The sequence below is a fragment of the Cryptosporangium phraense genome (genome assembly GCF_006912135.1).
Lineage (GTDB): Bacteria > Actinomycetota > Actinomycetes > Mycobacteriales > Cryptosporangiaceae > Cryptosporangium > Cryptosporangium phraense.
Window position 1 is genome coordinate 207,673 of the sequence record NZ_VIRS01000012.1, and the last position, 16,287, is coordinate 223,959.

Consider the following 16,287-nt stretch of genomic DNA (forward strand, 5'->3'; position numbering starts at 1 on the left):
GGCGTGCCCTGGTGGGGGATCAGTGGTCCTCGTCCGACGCTCCGCGGCGGCTCTCCTCGACGACGCGAAGTCCGGCAACTTGTCGAAGCTCCTGGCCGAGCAGGCGCTGCACCAACTCCGGTCCGGAGTCGGCGCCTCCGAACTGCGGTCGTGGGATCGCAGCCTGCCGGTGCTGCTCACCGACCTGGTCGAGGCCGGGCTCGGCGGCGTCGAGGTGCTGATCGAGTACCGGCTCCCGTACAGCCCGAAGCGCATCGACGTCGTGCTGTGCGGAGTGGATCCGCGATCCGGCACCGCGGCCTACGTCCTGGTCGAGCTGAAGCAGTGGACGCACGCGCTGTACTACTCGGACGATCTCGTGACGGTGCCCGGCTACTCCGAACCCGTGCTGCACCCGATCGAGCAGGTGGAGCGGTACCGGCAGCAACTGATCGACTTCACGCCGATGCTGGCCGAACGGCCGGAATCCGTCTCGGCGGTCGCCTACCTGCACAACGCCGTCGAGGGAACCGGCTGGTCCCTGCACGAGTATCAGGTCACCCGATCGGGGCACCTGTTCACCAAGAACCGTCGTCGCGAGTTTCTCGACTTCCTCGGCCGCCGCCTGATGCCGACCGGGGACGAAGCCGTCGCCCGGCAGTCCGGCCGGGCCGCCGACGAACTGCTCACCGCACCCGAGGCGCCGGCGAAGCCGCTGCTCTCGATCGCCGCCCGCGAGATCCAGGACCGCGAGCAGTTCGTGCTCCTCGACGAGCAGCAAGAAGCGTTCTCGCTGGTCCGCGACGCGGTCCGCGCGTCCGGGCAGCAGAACCGCAAGCGCGTGGTGATCGTCGTCGGCGGCCCCGGCTCGGGCAAGAGCGTCATCGCGCTGAGCCTGCTCGGCGAACTCTCCCGCCAGGACTACCGCGTGCTGCACGCCACCGGCTCCAGCGCGTTCACCCGGACGATGCGCAAGGTCGCCGGTCGGCGGGCGCCGCGCGTCCAGCAGATGTTCAAGTACTTCAACGACTTCATGGAGGCGCCGCAGAACCGGCTCGACGTGCTGATCTGCGACGAGGCGCACCGCGTCCGCGAGACCAGCGTCAAGCGCTACACCCGGGCCGCGCTGCGCGCGAACGCCCGGCCGCAGATCGACGAGCTGATCGCGGCCGCCCGCGTCCCGGTGTTCCTGCTCGACGAGAACCAGGTCGTGCGTCCCGGCGAAATGGGTTCGCTGGACGAGATCACCGCGGCGGCCGAGCGCAACGAGTGCGACGTCGTGGTCAAGCGGCTGCAGGGGCAGTACCGCTGCGGCGGCTCGGACACGTTCGACAGCTGGGTGGTCCAGCTGCTCGGGCTGACCGCCGAGCAGCCGACCAGCTGGTCCGCGGCGGTCGGCGACAGCGACGAGCAGTACCTCGTGCGGAGCTGCGAATCCCCGGCCGGCTTGGAGGCATGGCTCCGAGCCCGGATGGAGGAGTCCGGCGGGACCGGCCGAATCTCCGCCGGCTATTGCTGGAAGTGGAGCGACCCCCAGCGCATCGACGACGTCCCGACGCTGATCGACGACGTCGTGATCGGGGACTGGAAACGGCCGTGGAACGCGAAGCCGGACAAGCGCGTTCCCGACGCTCCGGAGTCGTACTTCTGGGCCAGCGACGACCGCGGCTTCGGCCAGGTGGGCTGCATCTACACCGCCCAGGGGTTCGAGTACGACTGGTCCGGGGTGATCCTGGGTCCGGACTTCGTCCGCCGGGACGGCCGGTGGGCCGCCCGGCGCACGCACAGCCACGATCCGGCGGTCAAGCGCGCGGACGACGCGCACTTCGGCGCGCTGATCCGGAACACCTACAAGGTGCTGCTGACCCGCGGCCTGCGTGGCGTCGCCGTCTACAGCACCGACCCGGAGACCCAGGACTGGCTACGACGGGTGACCGCCTAGGCCGGCACAAACGTCGCGGCGCAGGCCATGCCCGTTATCCACTCCGGAACCGGCTCATAGCCCGCCCACGCCAACCCCTCCCCGCACGCCGCATGGCCGATCAACCACGTCCGGATCTCCTGCCCCCCACTCCCGGCCACCTTTTCCAACCCCTCCGTCCCGAGCTCCACCACCGGCCCCAGCTCCGGCGTCGACAGCTGCTTCAGGAACCACCGGTCCCAGTCCGCGTTCACCCTCGCGGTCGGGTTGCCGCCCATCGCCCGCACCTTCGGCTCCCGCGCGGCCGCGAACGCGACCGCATCGGCTCGTCCGTGGATGAGCGCCTCGCGCCTCGCGCCGACCACGGCCGGATCGCGCGGATCGTTGGACGGCAGCCAGTGCGACAGGCCCCCACTGGCCACCAGCAGCACCCGCCCGTCGAAATCCGCGGCTCGGATGGCGTCCCCCAACGCCTGGCCCAGCGCGACGCAGCGGGCCAGGGACGGCAGCGGCGGAGCCGCGGTATTGACGACCAGCGGCACGAGCGGAACGCCGAGTGACCCGGTCACCATCTCGTAGCTCTGCACGGTGCCGTGGTCGACGGTCAGCGAGTACGAGAGCGACAGGTCGAAACCCGCGTCGGCCAGCGCGCCGTGCAGGGCCCAGGCCAGCGACCGCTCGACCGGCAGAGGCCCGGGGGTGCTCCCGTAGTCACCGAACCCGACGACGTTCTCGACGCCGAGCAGGAACGGAGGCATCACGTCGTAGAAGTTGGCGTGGAAGTGATCCGGGCCGAGAACGACCACCGCGTCCGGCGCCAGCCTCGCCACCGCGGCGCGCAACCGCGCAACGAAGCCGAGGAACTCCGCGCCCGGATCCGACGGCGACGACGGCGGCAACAGCGCCGCGAACGGCGAGTGCGACAGCGCCACCAGGCCCAGCAGCGAACTCATCGCAGGAACCGCCGGTGCTCGGCCAGGAACTCGGCCGGCTTCTCCCACTGCGGCCAGTGCCCGGCCCCGCTGATGACGGTCAGCTCGGCATTCGGCAGCCACCCGAGGAGCATCTTCGCCTCGTCGAGGCCTCCGGTCGGGTCGTGGTCGGTCCACAGCAGGAGGGTCGGCGCGCTCACGCGCCCCACCCACGACGGGTCCCAGCTGAACCGCGCCCGCGTCTCCGGGTTCTGCAGCACGAGGACGTTGCGGACGGCCTCGAGGTACCCCGGCCGCGTGTAGACGGCCTGGCGCAGCCGCACCAGCTCGTCGGTGACCAGGGACTTGTCGTGGAACAGCCACTCCACCCGGCGGCGCACGGTCTCGTCGCTGGGGTCGGTCACCGCGGCCAGCGTGCTGGCGGTGAGCCGTTCCATCACCTCGGGCTTGTTCGCGATGTTGCCCGGCGTGTTCAGGACCAGCCGGTCCACCCGGGCCGGGGAGTGCGCCGCGGTCCAGGCCGCGACCCACCCGCCGAGCGACTCCCCCGAGAGGTGGGCCCGCGCGATGCCCAGGGCATCCATCAGGCCGACCAGGTGCGCCGACAACACGTCGATCGTGTAAGGGTGGTCCGGCAGCGACGACCACCCGTGCCCGACCATGTCGTACGCGGTCACCCGGAACGACTCGGCCAGCCCGCCGACGTTCCGCGCGTACGCCTCCAGGTGACCGCCGGTCCCATGGAGCAAGACCAGGTCCGGACCGCTTCCCGCCTGCAACACCCGCGTCCGTACGCCACCTACGTTGACGTAGGAGAGCGCGTGCGGAACCGTGCCCAGGTCTTCCCAGATGCTCACTCTGACTCCTCCTTGAACCGGGCCCGCGCCTCCGCGACCGTCACCAGCCCGGCACTCTGCCGACGCCCCACGCCCAGCAACCCGAGCAGCCGCGAGCTCTCGATCGTCAGGAACTCCACCGGCTCGGACGGCGAGTCGTTGTAGTGCCGGTGCCAGGTCCACGGCGGTGTGTAGACGTAGTCGCCGGTCGCCCAGCTCACGGTCTCGTCCTCGATCTCGCTGTGGCCGTCGCCGGCGATGACGAAGTGGACGGTCTCGTGGTGGTGGCGCTGCATGTCGGTGCTCAGCCCGGCCGGGATGAGCTGCCGGAACAGCTCGAACGTGGTGGTCGGCAGCCCACCGGCGATCGCGAGCTTCGACGGGTTGTGCACCTGATCGGCCGGCAGCGGCACGAGGTCGGCCGCGTGCACCACCAGCGGGCTCGCCGCCACCGGCCGCACGGTGTCCGAGATGCCCGCCAGAAACCCGCTGAGATCGAAACCCGTCACCAGATCGCCTCCGTCCGTCCGCCGTCCACGGTGAGCACCGTGCCGTTGATGTAACCGGCCGCCTCCGACGCGAGGAACCCGATCGCGGCCGCGATCTCCGCCGGGTCCGCTGCGCGTCCCGCCGGGATCGTGTCGACCTCGGCCGCGATCAGGTCGGCCTCCGACGAGCGCGACGAGCGCGCCCGCGCGATCAGCACTTCCCGACGTCGCGCGGTGTCGGTCGCGCCCGGCGCCACGCAGTTCACCGTGACGCCGTACTCGGCGTACTCCGCGGCCAGCAGCTTCGCCGCCGCGGTCATCGCCGAGCGCAGCACGACCGACACGGCCAGGTCGGGCTCCGGGCGACGCACCGCGGTGGACGTCACGACGACCAGCCGCCCGAAGCCCCGGTCCGCCATCGCCGGCAGTGCGGCCCGCGCCAGCCTCAGCGGCCCGAGCAGCAGTAGCTCGGTTCCCCGGGCCCAGTCGGGGTCCTGGACGTCCAGCACCCGCCCGGGTTTCGGACCGCCCGCGTTCAGAACGACGACGTCGGCGCGCCGGGCGGCGTCCGCAAGGGGCGTGCACACCGGGTCGGCGAGGTCGCCGGCGACGTACGCGGCTCCCAGCTCGTCGGCCGCCGTCTTGAGACGGAGCTCGTCGCGGCCGAAGAGCGTCACGCGGAGGCCCGCCCGGAGCAGTTCTTCGGCGGTGGCCCGGCCGATGCCGGACGCGCCCCCACCGACCAATGCGGTTCTCATGACCCCGAGGGTGCCTCCGAGGGGAGTACGGTCACCAGACGTGAGTCTCAGTGAGCGGGACACCACCGCGAGCGGCGGGCTGGAGCGGGCGGCCGCGATCCTCGACGCGTTCGACCCCGCGCACCGCGAACTGACGCTCGCCGCGCTGGTCCGGCGGTCCGGATTACCCCGGTCCACCACGCATCGGCTGGCCGATCGCATGCTCGCGCTGGGCTGGCTGGACAAGCCGCACGACCGCTACCGGATCGGCAACCGGCTGTTCGAGCTGTCGGGCCTGGCGCCGATCCGCACCGAGTTACGCGAGTCCGTGCTGCCGTTCATGCAGGACCTCTACAACACCGTGCGGACGACCGTGCAGCTCGGCGTGCTGGACGGATCGCAGGTGCTGATCGTCGAGAAGATCGCCGGGCACCGGCCGATGCCGATGCTCAGCCAGGTCGGCGGCACGGTGCCGACGTTCTGCTCGGCGCTGGGGAGGGCGCTGCTGGCGTACTCGCCGCGGTCGGTCGTCGATGCGGTGCTGGCCGGCGACCTGCCCGCGCGCACCCCGCGGACGCTGACCAACCCGGCGGCCATCCGGCGCGAGCTGGCGGCGATGCCCGACCGCGGCTGGGCGGTCGAGCGCGAAGAGGGCAACATCGGCGTGACCTGCGTCGCCGCCCCGATCTTCGGGCCCGACGGGACGGTGGCCGCAGCGGTGTCGATCACCGGGCCGACCGGGCTGGTGCGACCGGACCGGGCCGGCCCGGCGGTGCGGCTGGTGGCGGCGGCGGCCTCACGGGCATTCTCCAAGCAGTCCCGCTGAGTGGGACACCGGTCTTTCGGTTTCGAGGGCGCGCGCTGACGCTGTGACCCCCGGCACATCGGTGAAGGAGGCGTCCATGACGCTCGGCGGCGGGTACCTGCTCCCATCCGGCGAAGGCAAGTCGCTCGGCGCGATCGGCGTCGGCATCACGATGAAGACCGACGGCGACTCGACCCGCGGCGCGTACTCGCTGTTCGAGTACGCGGTCCCGGCCGGGGTCAGCGGGCCGCCGCTACACGTCCACACCCGGGAGGACGAGTCGTTCGTCTGTCTCTCCGGACGTCTGGAGGTGACGCTCGGCGACCGGAAGTTCGAGTTGGTGCACGGCGACTACCTGCTGCTGCCCCGGGACGTGCCGCACACGTTCAACAACCCGTTCGAGGACGAGGCCCGGGTGATCTCGGTGGTGTCGCCGGCCGGGCTCGAGGAGTACTACGCGGCGCTGGCCGCGCTGCCGCCCGGTCCGCGGGACATCGGCAAGATGAAGGCGATCATGGCCGACTTCGGCCTCGAGCTGCAGCTCCCGCCGTCATGAGAGTCGCGATCGTCGGAGCCGGCGTCGCCGGGCTGGTCACCGCGAAGGTGCTGAGCCGCGTCGGGCATTCGGTGGTCGTCTTCGACCGGACGCCGGACGTCGGCGGGGTGTGGAGCGAGACCCGGCGCTACCCGGGAGTGACCACGCAGAGCCCGCGGGACACGTACGCATTCTCGGACTTCCCGATGCCGCCGTCGTTACCGGAGTGGCCGACCGGCGCGCAGGTGCAGGAGTACCTGGCCGGGTACGTGTCGCACTTCGGGCTGGCGCCGCTGCTGCGGCTGAACACACCGGTCACGCGGGCCGAGCCGACGGCCGACGGCTGGTCGGTGGACGGTTCGGAGTTCGACCACCTGGTGGTGGCGAACGGCGTGTTCTCGGCGCCCGCGCTGCCGGTCTACGAGGGGTTCGCCGACTTCTCCGCGGCCGGCGGACGGCTGTGTGCGGCGTCCGACTTCCACGACGCCCGGTCGGTCGCCGGCCAGCACGTGCTCGTCGTCGGCTACGGGAAGTCCTCGTGCGACGTTGCCGTGGAGGTCAGCCGCTTCGCGGTGTCGACCGACGTCGTCGCCCGGCAGGTCCTGTGGAAGGTCCCCCGCCGGATCGGCGGCGTCGTCAACTTCAAGTACCTCCTGCTGACGAGGCTGGGCGAGGCGTTGTTCGAGTGGCAGCACCTGCGTGGCGTCGAGAGGTTCCTGCACGGACGGGGGGCGCCGATCCGTCGCCGGATGCTCGGGTCGGTCGAGAACGTCACGGTCAAGCAGTACCGGCTGCGTGAGCTGGACCTCGTGCCGGACGGCGGCATCGAGAACATCGTGCGCGGGGCGATCGGGCTGGTCACCGACGGGTTCTACGAGCAGGTCGCGGACGGGCGCATCACGGTGCGGCGCGACCGCGTGATCAAGCGGCTGCTGGAGAAGGACGGCGCTCCGCACGCCGAACTCAGCGACGGGACCGTGCTGCGGGCCGACACGGTCGTGTGCGCCACCGGGTACCGACAGGAGATCCCGTTCTTACCCTCGTCGGTGCGGTCCCTACTGGTGGACGGGCGGGGCAACTACCGGCTGTACCGGCAGATCCATCCGGTGGACGTGCCCCGGCTGTCGTTCGCGGGGTACAACTCGTCGTTCTTCAGCCCGTTGTCGGCCGAGATGGGGGCGCTGTGGATCGCCGCTCTATTGGCGGGTGAGGTGGCGTTGCCGCCGGCGGAGGAAATGCGGGCGCAGGTCGACGGACGGATCGAGTTCATGGATTCGGCGACGTCCGGGCACCATTGCCACGGGACCAAGGTCATCCCGTTCTCGATGCACAACATCGACGAGATCCTCGGCGACGTGGGTCTGGACGTGCCCCGGCGGGTGCGGTTCCAGCAGTGGCTGGGGCCGGTGGATCCGCGGTCGTACCGACGGGTGACGGCGCGCTTCGAAGAGCGATTCCGTCAGTGACCGCGGTGGCGGGTGTAGTGGGTGCGCGACTTGGCGCGGTTGCCGCAGGCTGACATCGAGCACCAGCGGCGGGCGCCGGATTTGGACACGTCGTAGAAGCGCAGCGAGCAGTCGGGGTTGGCGCACGTGCGGATCCGGGACGGGTTCTCCTCGAGGAGCCGCAGGTAGTGCTCGGCCGCTCGCCAGGCGGCCAACCAGGCCGGCGTGTCGGTCTCGACGACGGTCTCGGGTCCGTTCGCGCCGAGCTGACGCCGGAGGCGGCCGTGGCGCAGGGTCTCGTTGAGCGCTTCGGGATCGGCGCTGGTCAGGGCTGCTCGGGTTTGCCGCAGGGCGTCGAGGGTCTCCGGGGAATCCGGGACGGTGCCGGTGAGGCCGGCCGAGGTCAGCCAGGCTCCGAGGCCGCCCGGGAGTTCGAGCAGGTCGTGCGGGCCGTCGTCGTCGGTCCAGCGGGTGTTCATCAGGTCGAGCGGCAGGGGCTCGCCGATGAGGGGGCGGGGGTCGGTGGTCATTTGTCGTGAAGCCTAACCGGGTCGGCCTCTAACCGCTAATCCAGATTTTAGTGGTTAGACTCTGGGCATGACACCGTTCCACCACGGCGAGTTGGCGGCACAGAAGCGGGCCGGTCTGCTGCGCGAGGCTGCACACGTCTCCGCGATGATCAGCCCGGTGATCCCCCGCGGGGCGCGTCCGTTCCTGGCCGAGCAGCCGATGATCGTGCTCGGCGCGGCCGACGCTCGGGGCGACGTCTGGGCCACCCTGCTGACCGGCGAGCCGGGGTTTCTCTCGGTCGTGGGTCCGTCGACGATCGTGATCGGCGCTTCGCCCGGAGAACCGTTGGTTCTCGAGGAACCGACGAAGGTGGGCTTGATCGCTATCGAGCCCGGTACGCGGCGCCGGATCCGCATGAACGGCACGGCCCACCCGGTGGCCGGTGGGTTGCGGGTCGAGCTCGAGCAGGTCTACGCGAACTGCCCGAAGTACATCCAGAAGCGGGTGCCGACGCGGTCGTCGACCCTGGCCGGAGCCCCGGTCTCAGGCGTCGCGCTCACCGGCGAGCAGATGGAGTTCGCCGGCACGACCGACACTTTCTTCGTCGCGACGACCGACCTGGACGGCAACGCCGACGCCTCGCACCGCGGCGGCAACCCCGGGTTCCTCCGGGCGGTGAGCCCTCGACGGCTGAGGTGGCCCGATTACGTCGGCAACTCGATGTTCAACACGCTCGGCAACCTGGAGGTCAACCCGAGAGCCGGCCTGCTGTTACCGGACTGGACGACCGGCACGCTGATCCACCTGACCGGCACCGCGGTCGTCGACTGGGATCCCGGCCACGCGGCGGCCGTGCCCGGCGCGCAGCGTCTGGTCGAGTTCACGGTGGAGCGGGTGGTGCGGGTCGAGGGAGGCTCACCACTGCGCTGGAGCGGCCCCGAGTTCTCCCGCTTCAACCCTCGCTGACGGCTGCTACGGTTCCCGCCGTGTGGCACGGGTTGTGGCGAGCGGTCGGACGAACGCGGATGTTCGCTCCGATCGCCAGTCGGCTGATCGTGGTGGACCGATGGCTGAGCCGGGTCAGTAAGGGCCGCGTGGTCGCGGTCGGGATGGCGCCGTCACTCCTGCTGACCACGACCGGCCGTCGCAGCGGCGAGCACCGGCGCAACCCGCTGCAGTACGCCCGGGACGGCGACGCCTATGTCGTCGTCGGCTCCAACTGGGGTCGCGATGCGACGCCGGGCTGGGTGCACAACCTGCGCGCCGATCACCGGGCAGCCATCGCGCTCGGCGGTCGCACGCTTCCGGTGCTGGCGCAGGAAGTCTCGGGGGCCGAGCACGAGCGGCTGTGGCACCTGCTGCTGGACCAGTGGCCGGGCTACGCGCTCTATGTGGAGCGGGCGCCCCACCGGGTGTTCGGCATCTTCCGGCTCGTTCCCGAAGTCGATTCGGCGGCCGTGCGCTCTGGCCGCTGAGGCCGCGGCTCAGCGCGGGTAGCCACTGGTCCTCGTTTCCTTGGTACTCCACCGGCCGGCCGAGCGCGCGGGCCCAGAGGTCGGCGGCCTGCTGACCGCTGATCGAGGCCGGTCCGGCAAACGTTCGGAGGATCGACGGGAAGTCCGGATCGGTCAGTGCGCGAGCCATCACCTCGCCGACGTCCCGCTTCGGCGGAGCCTGCCTCAACCGGGGGTGTATCCCCCTCGAAGATGTTCGTGGTCGCGGCCGACGCGGCGACCGCGCGCCGGCCGATCAGCGGGCCACCGTTTCAGCGTTCCCCGGGTCGTGTCGCGGAGTTCGGTGTGGACGGGAGGCGCAGGCCCCGTTGCAGCCACCGGGGCGTCGTCCAGTTGGCTCGCCCGAGTACTCCGACCAACGCCGGGGCCAGTAGCCCACGCACGATCACCGCGTCGATCGCGATGCCGAGTGCCAGCGCTGTCGCGAGGACCTTGACCTCCAGCGCAGGAACGGTGGACAACGCGATGAAGGCGAAGAACAGGATCAGGGCGGCCGAGGTGACCAGCCGGCCAGTGTTGGCGATGCCTTCCACGACGGCCTTGTCGGTCGCCGTGCGCTCGTCCGCACCCGGCGTGGTGAGGGAGTCGTACTCCTCCCGCATCCGGGAGAGGATGAAGACCTCGTAGTCCATCGAGAGGCCGAACAGGAACGCGAAGGCCGCGATCGGCACCCAGATGGTCACCGCGCCGGAGGCGGACTGGTTGAACAGCAGGTCCGAGCCATAGCCCTTCTGCCAGATCAGAACGGTGACGCCGTAGGCCGCACCGATCGAGAGCGTGTTCAGGGCCAGCGCCTTGATCGGCAACCACGGCGATCGCAGTGCCCGGGCCAGCAGCAGGAACGTGACGACGGCCACGGCCAGTACGACCCATCCGGCGTTGCCGTAGACAGCCGAAATGAAGTCGGCGTCTTCGGCCGGGGTGCCGCCCACCATCGCGTCACCGAACTCAGCGCCGTCCAGCGTCGTCCGGATGTCTTTCACGGTGGCGCGGCCGGCGTCGCCGGCGGGATCGTCGTCGGTCCAGACCTGGAGGAGAGTCCGGCCGTCGGCGCGCCAGCCGTCGGTATCGGGAGCGACGGCGGCCGCGACGCCGTCCATCGTGCGGAGGCGGTCGAGAGCCCGATCGGTGTACTTCTCGCCGATCAGGACCTCGGTGGGGCGGGCCACGCCCGGTGGCAGGCCGGCGGCGACCGCGCTGGTCAGCGCCTGCGACGCGGGTGATTCGGACGCGATCCCACTCAATTGGGCCGTGCCCAGGGTCAGCGTCAGCACCGGCGCGGCCAGCGCCAGCAGCACGACGACCGAACCCACTGCGGTCAGCCAGCGTCGGCGCAGCACCCCGGCGGCGATGGCGGCCCACATCCGGCTGCGGGTCACGGCCGGCTTACGACGCGGCCAGTTCAGTCTCGGGCCGACCGCGCTGAGCAAGGCCGGCACCAAGGTCAGCGACACGGCGACGCTGAACAGGGGAATCAGCAGCCCGCCGAGCCCGATGCTGCGCAGAAACGGCAGCGGCACCAGGACGAGCGCCGCCAAGGACACCGCGACGGTCACGCCGCTGAACACCACCGACCGACCAGCCGTGGCCATGGCCGTCCGGACCGCGTCGTCGTTGCTGGCACCCCTGGCGGTTTCCTCGCGCCAGCGGGTCACCACCAGCAGCGAGTAGTCGATGGCAACACCGAGCCCGATGAGCGCGATCAGGTATTCCACGACGGCCGAGACATCGGTCAGGTAGGTCAGGCCGAGCAGGGCCACGAACGTTCCGAGGATGGAGACGGCGGCCACTACCAGCGGTAGCCCGGCCAGCAGGGAGCCGAACACCAGAGCCAGCACGACCAGCGCACCGACCCCGCCCAGCAGCACCTCGACGATCAGACCGCGGTCGTTCCCACCGCCTTCCTCGAGAAGGCTGAAGCCGGTGACGGTCACCTCGACGCCGTCACCGGACGCGCGTTCGGCGACCTGCTCCAGGGCCGGTGTCGCAGCGGCGTACGAATCGGGACCCGGCGTGATCGGCGGGTACACGACGGCCACCGCGCTGTCCGGACCGGCGGCCAGGACCTCCGCGCCCGGGTCGGCGGGCGCGACCGTCCGGGTTCCGGGCACTGCTTTCCGGGCGGCGACGGCCACCTCGTTCGCCGCGGCCGTCGCCCCGTCACCCTTCACGACGAGCAGCAGCGGATCGTTGAGCCCGCCGTTGCCGAACCGGTCGAGGATCTGCTGGTTGGCCTCGTAGGCCGGCTGGCCCGGCAGTCGGAATTCCAGGGAGAGGCGGTCGACGGTGGTGGCCGCCGTGGAGGCGCCCGCGACCGCTACCACCAGCCAGACGAGGGCGACGAGCAGCCGGTGCCGCAGTACCAGGTCGGTGAGTCGTTTCACGGTGCTCTTCCGTCGAGGTATAAGGAACCTGATAGGTATCAGCTAACTTATACTTGAGGCATGGAGACCTCGCCATTCGGCTGGAGCGGTGGAGACCCCGACGCCTTCATGGCGATGACCCTGACCCGCACCGCCCTCGCGATGCGCAGGACCTTCGTCGCCGCGCTAGCGCCTTTCGACCTGCCCGCGCCCCAATTCAGCGTGCTCATGAACCTGGTCGAGAACCCCGGCTGCAGTCAGGCCGACCTGGCGCGGGTCGTGCTGGCGACCCCGCAGTCGGTGGGCGAGCTGCTGCGTCAGATGGAGAAGCAGGGCCGGGTCGAGCGCAAACCGCCGACCGGGCGGGGGCGTCCATCCGCGGTCTACGTCACCCCGGCGGGCAGGGCGCTGCTGGACGAGGTGACCCCGCACGTACTCGCCGCCTTCAGCCCGCAGGCTCTCGGCCTGGATCAGGAGTCCAACGACCGGATCAACGCGGAACTCCACACGATGCTGCGCGCACTGGCGCGCCAGAACTAGGCCGCCCTTCGACGAGATAATTTGCGCGTCCGAGCCACGGGAATGGTCACAGAAAGCAATGAAGCCCCGGCCAGTAACCCTGGCCGGGGCGAATTGCGCGAGCTCGCGCGGTGTTCGCGAGCGTCAACCTCGGGTGGAGCTGAGGTTACGGCATAAGAACACCCCAATAACCCTCGTTACCGGCCCTAACCTCCGTCTTCCTGCCACCAGAGAACGCCGTACATCCTGACCGGCGCACTGGAGCTTAAAGACCGACGCTTCCCCTACGACCGCCCGGGCTTCCCGCTGTCCTCGCTTGCAACATCCCCAGATCGATCAGCCAGCCGGGCAGACACAGCCGCATCCAGAATGATCGACGCCAGTAAGTCCACCGCCTGCCGCTACTCCTTCTCCGTCATCGGCACCACCTTCGGCGCAGTCAACCGCGGCACCACCACCCGCGACGGCTCCGCTCTCCGACACCTCTCCACCATCGCCAACACCTCCCCCGCACCCCCAACCGACAGAAACCACCGACCGTACGCCCAACACCCCAACCACACCGCCCCGCCAGGGACAAGGCCCACCCCACAGCCGTAGACCACACCGACCACGAGAGCGCGCTAAGCGCCCCGCGCCGCCTGCACAGATCGCGGCTACTCGAGGGCGTCGCCGCAGCTCGAGGCCCTTCGCCAGGCTCGCCGCACAACCGACCCCGACACTGCCCCCCGCGGCAGATCGCCGACGAGTTGAGGGCGATCCGGAACCGCACGTGCGAACCGAAGAACACTCAGAACCCTCGCTACCACCGGTCCTCGATGGCGGTGTCGACCGTCGATTTCGCCGCTGACGACACCGACGACGAGGCGACTCACGACTGAGCATCGATGCCCGCTGCGCGGCACGAGCGGGATGAAGAACGGCTCGGCGGCAAGAGCGGACGTCGGCACGTCGTGCGGCCGCCCGAGACAAGCAGGTCGACTGTTGTGAGCCGAACATTCCCGGCGTCACGCCGCCGACCGAACGGTGCGCCGTTCCACGCGAAGCTGATTCCACGACGGGGAAACACCTTCCCCGCAAAACTCTCCGGAGGCTGGACGACATGAGCGGCTGCTACGATAACTCGTACGACTACTGCAACGACAACTACTCGTACGACTACGACTGCCGCCCCCGTCGCCGCCACCACAAGCGCCGCCACCACAACGACTGCTGGGACTACAGCTACTGCAACTGAACAACCCAGCACCACCGGCCCGGAACGCGACACCGCGCTCCGGGCCGCTCCACGTCTGGACCGAGGAAACCAGCGATCCGCGGCATACAAAGACGTTGTGCGTGTCGTTTAGGGCGTTGGGAACGTCCTCCTAATGCGCTTGTTGGACTTGGTGTCCCATCGCAGGAGGAGGACGTTCAGTGGGCAACGGTAGCGGCATTTCTCGCGGGGATCGGAACCGGAACGGTCGGCTGGCGCGGTTAAGAGCCCTGGTCCCTGTCTCGAACGCGATCGTCGGGATCGATCTGGCCAACGCGAAACAGATGGTGGTGGTCTGCGACCACGATTCGCGGGTGCTGGCGCGAAGAACGTTCCGCTGCGCGGCGTGGAAACTCGGCGCTGCTTTGGACTGGGCGGCCAAGCAGGCCACCGCGGCCGGCTTCGCGGGGGCGACGGTGTCCTGCGAGCCGACGGGTCACCGCTGGCGGGTAGTGGGTCAGCTGGCCGCCGACCGGGGTATGCCGTTCGTCTGTGTCCAGCCGGTCGTGACCTCGTGGACGCGGCGCAGCGAGGATCTGACCTGGGACAAGACCGACGAGAAAGACGCGGTCCTCATCGCCCGGCTCACCGCGCAACTGCGCTGCTATGTCCCCGAATCGGTCGACGAGGAGTGGGGCCGGCTGCGCCATCTCGGAGCGCGGCGGACCGAACTGCTGACCGAGTCCGGACGGCAGATCCAGCAGATCCGCGCGCTGCTCGAGTGCGTCTGGCCCGCGGCGCTGCAGACCGCACGGCAGCCGTTCAAGTCGGCGACCTGGACCGCGGCGCTCACCGTCCTGCTCGACCGCGACCATGCCGACCTAGCCCGGACACGCCGCCTCGGTCTGGTGCGGTGGGAGACCGCGATCCGCCGGGAAGTCGTCCGCCGCGGCCGCACCCGGCCCTGTCTGCGGATCGCCCGGCTGTTTGTTCGCCGCGCTGGTCGACACGTCCGGGGTCCTCGCCCACCGGCCCGGGGCAATCGAGCGGGTCGGGCTGATCCCAACTCCCGAAAGCACGCGATCACCTCCGCCAACGTGCCGGCCTCGCCCGGATCGGGCACTCCATGCCTCCCCACCTCCCGCAACCGTCCGGGATCGTAAAGGATCCACGCAACACGAATGCCGGGGTGACCAGCAAATTTCGAGAGCAGTGAGCCACCATTACTTGCTCACTGGTGTGAGGAAATCGACCGCGCCGCTGCCTGCTGAATCAGGCACCGCAGCCGTCTTCGAGTGAGCGGTAACCGATTCGGGCGGTGCGTGTGCTGAAGTGTCTCGACGCCGGTACGCGTCGAATACCGCCGCAGACAGGTATACGACGGAGCGTCGCCTCGCTCCCAAGGTCGCCGTTCCCAGCAAACCGCCGACTTCGTAGACGGCTGCACGACATCGCGGCGTCCGGGTTCGTATGGGATTCGCGACGCGAGCGATCGACCTGGGCAAGGTACCGATCTACCGCCCTACGGACCCGAGGACTGATTCATGCTGAAACTCCCGCGCGCACAATCACCGGCAGCAGCAGCTACCGGGCCGGTCCGCCGGAAGTTTGCCAGGTCCGCCGCCGCGCTCGCCCCGCGAGGACTCGGCAGGCAGATCGCACGGGTCGTCGCGGGCTCGGCGGCCGTCGTCACTCTGGCAGCCGGGTTGACGATGGTCGTCGCTGACCCTGCTGCCGCGCTGACCGTCGAAAACGGCACGTGGCGTGCTGTGGGTAGCCAGGATCCGGCGAATTCCTGGGGGGGAACGCATAAATGTGATGCAGGATGGAGCGACATCGGCGCCTCTGTGCAGGCAAGGAAATGCGGAATCAGGTCGGCGAACGGCCAGTCCGTCCAAGGGGCCATCGTCATCCGTAATTCGAGGCCGACGCTCGTCGGCGTACAGGTCGCTTTCATGATGGACACCCTGCACTCCGGCACCTTCGATATCCGATGGGTGTGCCCAGATTCCGGCGTAGGGGCCAACTCGTACTCGGTTTGCTTCGGTCGCACCTTTCAGTACACGGCAGACAAGGTCGGTATTCACGAAGCAGGGGCCAACGGCGTTCCCCTTTATCTGTCGGAATGGACGGTCTAGTACTCGGCGAGAATGGGCTTCAGCGGAGGACGGGTGTCATCGGTGATTCGCTTGGTCAGCGCATACGGCCGGGCCAGCGCGGTGAGCCTGATTCCACCTCGTAGTTCGGCGGATCGCACTCCGCTCTGGGCAGAACTTTCGCTCGTCGGCCCGGGCGTGCCCGGGCGCTAAGTTCCGGAGGCCATGTAGGGGGACTGTCTCGACAACGGTGTTTCCGGCGGGTTGGTCAGTAGGTCTCGGCGGCCGGGAATCGGTCACCGAAGGTGATAGCGAAGGCGTTCAACACCGGTTTCCAGCGCATCGCCCACCTGGTCCTGCCGGTCCCGGTCGGGTCCAGGGATCGGGTGACCAGGTAGAGGCACTTTAACGC

At 69.7% G+C, this 16,287-nt stretch carries 16 protein-coding genes and 1 pseudogene; 10 read left to right on the forward strand and 7 right to left on the reverse strand.

From position 1 onward, the window contains the following. The first annotated feature begins 22 nt into the window (after nucleotides 1–22). Nucleotides 23–1,921, forward strand: coding sequence for a DNA/RNA helicase domain-containing protein (locus FL583_RS18810; RefSeq protein WP_142705983.1), 1,899 nt, complete (start codon nucleotides 23–25; stop codon nucleotides 1,919–1,921). Here FL583_RS18810 and FL583_RS18815 read toward each other — a convergent pair. The 4 genes from FL583_RS18815 to FL583_RS18830 are packed head-to-tail and all read right to left on the reverse strand — an operon-like array spanning nucleotide 1,918 to nucleotide 4,914. Next, complete coding sequence (locus FL583_RS18815; protein WP_142705984.1) at nucleotides 1,918–2,853, reverse strand: DODA-type extradiol aromatic ring-opening family dioxygenase; 936 nt, start codon at nucleotides 2,851–2,853, stop codon at nucleotides 1,918–1,920. The two genes, FL583_RS18810 and FL583_RS18815, sit on opposite strands and share 4 nt — an antisense overlap. Continuing rightward, complete coding sequence (locus FL583_RS18820; RefSeq protein ID WP_142705985.1) at nucleotides 2,850–3,689, reverse strand: alpha/beta fold hydrolase; 840 nt, start codon at nucleotides 3,687–3,689, stop codon at nucleotides 2,850–2,852. The genes FL583_RS18815 and FL583_RS18820 overlap by 4 nt, the downstream gene beginning before the upstream one ends. Continuing rightward, entirely contained in the window at nucleotides 3,686–4,177 is a 492-nt protein-coding gene (locus FL583_RS18825; protein WP_205752255.1) for a cupin domain-containing protein, read from the reverse strand. Before FL583_RS18825 ends, FL583_RS18820 begins: the two co-directional genes overlap by 4 nt. Then, entirely contained in the window at nucleotides 4,174–4,914 is a 741-nt protein-coding gene (locus FL583_RS18830; RefSeq protein WP_142705986.1) for an SDR family oxidoreductase, read from the reverse strand. The genes FL583_RS18825 and FL583_RS18830 overlap by 4 nt, the downstream gene beginning before the upstream one ends. 40 nt (nucleotides 4,915–4,954) lie before the next feature. Here FL583_RS18830 and FL583_RS18835 point away from each other — a divergent pair, with 40 nt between their 5' ends. The 3 genes from FL583_RS18835 (at nucleotide 4,955) to FL583_RS18845 (ending at nucleotide 7,699) form a co-directional block, all read left to right on the forward strand. Continuing rightward, on the forward strand, nucleotides 4,955–5,719 hold the full coding sequence (locus FL583_RS18835) for an IclR family transcriptional regulator (protein ID WP_170323735.1): 765 nt from the start codon (nucleotides 4,955–4,957) through the stop codon (nucleotides 5,717–5,719). Between the two features lie 76 nt (nucleotides 5,720–5,795). After that, the gene (locus FL583_RS18840; protein WP_205752256.1) at nucleotides 5,796–6,254 is read left to right on the forward strand and encodes a cupin domain-containing protein; all 459 of its coding nucleotides are present in this window, start codon (nucleotides 5,796–5,798) and stop codon (nucleotides 6,252–6,254) included. Continuing rightward, nucleotides 6,251–7,699 carry a flavin-containing monooxygenase gene (locus FL583_RS18845; protein ID WP_142705988.1) on the forward strand — a complete coding sequence of 483 codons (1,449 nt, stop codon included), beginning with the start codon at nucleotides 6,251–6,253 and terminating at the stop codon, nucleotides 7,697–7,699. Before FL583_RS18840 ends, FL583_RS18845 begins: the two co-directional genes overlap by 4 nt. Here the strand turns inward: FL583_RS18845 and FL583_RS18850 are convergent. Then, entirely contained in the window at nucleotides 7,693–8,208 is a 516-nt protein-coding gene (locus tag FL583_RS18850; protein ID WP_142705989.1) for a CGNR zinc finger domain-containing protein, read from the reverse strand. The two genes, FL583_RS18845 and FL583_RS18850, sit on opposite strands and share 7 nt — an antisense overlap. A gap of 67 nt (nucleotides 8,209–8,275) precedes the next feature. Here FL583_RS18850 and FL583_RS18855 point away from each other — a divergent pair, with 67 nt between their 5' ends. After that, nucleotides 8,276–9,154, forward strand: a complete 879-nt coding sequence (locus FL583_RS18855; RefSeq protein ID WP_142705990.1) for a pyridoxamine 5'-phosphate oxidase family protein — start codon at nucleotides 8,276–8,278, stop codon at nucleotides 9,152–9,154. Nucleotides 9,155–9,213: 59 nt separating this feature from the next. Next, nucleotides 9,214–9,663, forward strand: coding sequence for a nitroreductase/quinone reductase family protein (locus FL583_RS18860; protein WP_142705991.1), 450 nt, complete (start codon nucleotides 9,214–9,216; stop codon nucleotides 9,661–9,663). 290 nt (nucleotides 9,664–9,953) lie between these two features. Here the strand turns inward: FL583_RS18860 and FL583_RS18865 are convergent, their stop codons facing one another. Continuing rightward, the gene (locus tag FL583_RS18865; RefSeq protein ID WP_142705992.1) at nucleotides 9,954–12,086 is read right to left on the reverse strand and encodes an MMPL family transporter; all 2,133 of its coding nucleotides are present in this window, start codon (nucleotides 12,084–12,086) and stop codon (nucleotides 9,954–9,956) included. Between the two features lie 60 nt (nucleotides 12,087–12,146). On the opposite strand from FL583_RS18865, the gene FL583_RS18870 reads away from it, so the two are divergent. The 4 genes from FL583_RS18870 (at nucleotide 12,147) to FL583_RS18880 (ending at nucleotide 15,917) form a co-directional block, all read left to right on the forward strand. Next, nucleotides 12,147–12,605 (forward strand): MarR family winged helix-turn-helix transcriptional regulator, encoded by a 459-nt coding sequence (locus FL583_RS18870; protein WP_142705993.1) that lies wholly within the window; start codon nucleotides 12,147–12,149, stop codon nucleotides 12,603–12,605. A gap of 1,081 nt (nucleotides 12,606–13,686) precedes the next feature. Further along, entirely contained in the window at nucleotides 13,687–13,821 is a 135-nt protein-coding gene (locus tag FL583_RS42460; RefSeq protein WP_276611559.1) for a hypothetical protein, read from the forward strand. 179 nt (nucleotides 13,822–14,000) lie between these two features. Next, the gene (locus tag FL583_RS18875) at nucleotides 14,001–14,942 is read left to right on the forward strand and encodes an IS110 family transposase (protein WP_142705994.1); all 942 of its coding nucleotides are present in this window, start codon (nucleotides 14,001–14,003) and stop codon (nucleotides 14,940–14,942) included. A 381-nt stretch (nucleotides 14,943–15,323) separates the two neighbouring features. After that, the gene (locus FL583_RS18880; protein WP_142705995.1) at nucleotides 15,324–15,917 is read left to right on the forward strand and encodes a hypothetical protein; all 594 of its coding nucleotides are present in this window, start codon (nucleotides 15,324–15,326) and stop codon (nucleotides 15,915–15,917) included. Between the two features lie 226 nt (nucleotides 15,918–16,143). On the opposite strand, the pseudogene FL583_RS18885 reads toward FL583_RS18880, so the two are convergent. Then, a pseudogene (locus tag FL583_RS18885) lies at nucleotides 16,144–16,287 on the reverse strand (IS256 family transposase); the annotation flags it as partial.